Origin of the sequence: Microbacterium sp. 22179, from assembly GCF_052045715.1 — a bacterium.
Classification (GTDB): Bacteria; Actinomycetota; Actinomycetes; order Actinomycetales; family Microbacteriaceae; genus Microbacterium; species Microbacterium galbinum.
This window is the reverse complement of the sequence record NZ_JBQEPJ010000012.1, coordinates 1-1,535: the sequence shown is the minus strand read 5'-3', so window position 1 is coordinate 1,535 and position 1,535 is coordinate 1. Positions and strand designations below refer to the sequence as shown.

Genomic DNA, 1,535 nt, shown 5'->3' with positions numbered 1-1,535 from the left:
CTGAGACGACCGATTACCCGCACCATCGAACGAGTACGACGCAGAACCCGCATTCACACCCGTCGTCTTGGTCGACAGCAACTGGCTACTGCCCGCGAGGCATAGCCATGCGTCCTCGCTACACCAGGCGAATCTGTTCAGCGACTACAGCTTCGCGAACCAATCGCAAGTCGAACCTCTGATTATCGGTATTGATCTACATCAATTCCGGCGGGCATCGAAGCCAAGATCTGTAGCCATTCAGGCGATAGCCCGAATCCTGCTTCTCGATCCGAATGGAGGTACTGGACTATTTGAAGTTCACAATCGATGTCTTGCCTTCCGCCAACTCGGGTTGACACGCGCTTCGCCACTTCCACTAAGCCATCGAGGCTCTCCTGAATAGTGGCCGATCGCGGAGCACTCGAGTATTTCCTCCAGGACGAGAAAGTGCGGTTCCTTGTCGCACTCATCCCCGGATTGATGAACGGGTCACCGAACGAGAATCCCTCGTCTGGTTCTTCACCGACGAGGTCGACAATCTGCCCCAAAGAAAGCACATGGCTCGTTATTTTGAGGTACGCGCGATCTAACCCGACCCAAGCCTCATGCGTATCGCTCTCCAGTCTCATTCGTCCCTCATCTCGCCCATGCTGTATATGTTGGGACGATTGCACCCGTGCTGTTCACAAGGTAAAGCATATTGTCCTTCCCCACGTAAATATTCCAACGACTTACTTGTCCGCCAACGATATCGTCCTTGAAATCGTGGGCACTTTGGCCAGTGATCTTCTCGTACTGCCCGTCGCCTAGCTTCTTGAGATCGCCGCGGCTTGGCAGCCCAGGCTCACCTCCGCCGCCCGTCGGACGAGGAGCGTTGAGCATGATGCCCGTACCACCCGCAACGCCCGCGACGCCCGCTGCTACGGCCACTCCGCCCACCGTAATCGTTCCTGCGAGGACGAGCGTTCCACTGCCGGTAGCGAACGCGATCGCGGCAATCGGCGCCGTGCAGACACCTGCCGAGGCAATGATGCATGCCGCGGCGGCCACCGTGAGAAGCGCTCCTCCGACAAAGAGAATCATGCCGCCAACCCGAGGGTCGACGTCCGGGCCCCATGTCGCGCCGGGAGCAGTGCTGCACGGTCGATCGAAGTAAATGGAGGAACACGGCGTCTCCAGATGGCGGATCGAGGTGAACTGTTCTGACCTGGACGTCGGCACGGTCACACCTGACATCGGCGATCCACCCCCTCGCGAGAGTGTCGCCGGGCGCCCACCACCACTCGTACCCATGGAGTGTTTCGGGGCCCTCGGTCCGACCTTCTTGCCGATCGCCGCGGCGATGCCGCCCTTCTTCACGGCGTTCTTCGCATACGCCTTCGCGACGCCGCCCTTGAGGCCGCCGCCGATCGGCAGGAACCCGAGGTGATCGCTGAACGCCACGGGCGAATTCTCGACATACGCGAACCGGTTCAACGACTGCGGGCGCACCAGCAGACCGCGCCACTCATCCGGCTGCACCCACGACCCGGTCGCCGTGTCGTAGTCACGGG

Annotated in this window: 2 protein-coding genes; both read right to left on the bottom strand. The window is 60.3% G+C overall.

Annotation, left to right across the window (positions count from 1 at the left end):
* Positions 1-182: 182 nt before the first annotated feature.
* Positions 183-611 carry a DUF4279 domain-containing protein gene (locus tag ACTJKK_RS16545; RefSeq protein ID WP_440748775.1) on the bottom strand — a complete coding sequence of 143 codons (429 nt, stop codon included), beginning with the start codon at positions 609-611 and terminating at the stop codon, positions 183-185.
* A gap of 7 nt (positions 612-618) precedes the next feature.
* On the bottom strand, positions 619-1,535 hold a 917-nt coding region (locus ACTJKK_RS16540), incomplete at its 5' end, for a hypothetical protein (protein WP_440748774.1).